Source organism: Mesorhizobium sp. M7A.F.Ca.CA.004.06.1.1, from assembly GCF_003999135.1.
In the GTDB taxonomy this organism is placed as follows: Bacteria; Pseudomonadota; Alphaproteobacteria; order Rhizobiales; family Rhizobiaceae; genus Mesorhizobium.
The window spans coordinates 1-1,321 of record NZ_RZPQ01001116.1; the positions used below are offsets into that span (position 1 = coordinate 1).

1 protein-coding gene is annotated in these 1,321 nt (G+C 64.0%); it reads right to left on the reverse strand.

Going from position 1 to position 1,321, the window contains the following annotated elements:
• On the reverse strand, positions 1–1,189 hold a 1,189-nt coding region (locus tag EN906_RS34350; protein ID WP_164777617.1), incomplete at its 3' end, for a ComEC/Rec2 family competence protein.
• Between the last annotated feature and the right edge of the window lie 132 nt (positions 1,190–1,321).

The following is a 1,321-nucleotide window of genomic DNA, read 5'->3' on the forward strand; positions in this document are numbered from 1 at the left end:
CATAGGCGCCGACCAGAGCCGCGGTCGCGGCGAACGACATCTGAAAACTCGGGCCGACCACCTCATGCGGCGACACCACGATGACGGCGATCGCCGAGATCGCCAGATTGCGCATGGTGAGTGCTGCTCGATCGAACAGCACGGCAATCAGCATCACCGCCAGCATGATGAAGCTGCGCTCGGCGGCAACGACGACTCCAGAGATGATGAGATAGGCCGCGATCGAGAACAGTGCGGCGAAGGCGGCATACTTCTTGACCGGGCGACGCGCGGAAAAGTCGGGAAACAAGGCGAAGGCGCCGCGCAGCAAGCCCATGATGGTGCCTGCGACCAGCGCCATGTGCAGTCCCGAAATCGAGATGATGTGGTAGATGCCGGTACGTCGCATCGCCTCATTGATGTCATCGGGAATGCCGGCGCGCACGCCGACGATCAGCGCCGCGGCGATCTCGCCTTCGGCGCCGCCGACGCTCGCCCTGATATGGTCGGCGATGGCCTCGCGGGCATTTTCCACGCTAGAGGAAATTCGGGCCGGCAGCGGCATGTCGCCACCGTCGCTGACGACAAGCTTGGGGTTGCCGAGAAAGAACCCGCTGCCGCCGATGCCGGCAAAATAGCTGTCGAAGGAGAAATCATAGCTGTCCGGCCGCACCGGCCCAGTCGGCGGCAAAAGCTTGGCATATCCAGTGATGAGGGAGCCTGCGGTCACGTCAGCCGGGATCTTGCGTGCCGAAAGCCGCACCCGTTCCGGCGCATAGCGCAGTTTCGGTCTTGCGGTCGACGTCACGTCGATGGTCAGCCGGATACGGCCAGTTTCCATCCGGTCGAGCGAGACGACGCGGCCGGTCACCTGCGTCGAGATTTCCGAGCCCAACATTTGTGTGCCCGCACGCCACGTCTCGACCTTGGCAGCAAGCAGTCCTAGGGCGCACAAAAGCGCCGCCATGAAACACAGATGGGTCTTTGGCCATGAGCGCGAGACCAGCGCACAGATCCCCGTCAAGATGACAACCGCGACAGGTCTCGCAAAGTCGGGTTCAGCCGTCAGCGAAAAATAGCCGATCGCTCCGATCGCCAGGCAGACCGGCACCAGCAGGAAGGCCACGCCCCGGTCGAGTTCCAGGCTCGCCGCCGTGTTCACGCTGTGGCGCAGGCGAGGCAGTGATGTCAGGCTGATTTGCCGGCGCACGCGAACGATCCTGCCGGTTTCGGCAACAGGAACAGAGGCGGCGACATCCGCTTGCAAGGGCGCCTTGCCGGGATCCGGCACAAGGGGCGATGGCGGCGGCAATGGGGCTGGCCGAGGCGCAAACAGGGACCG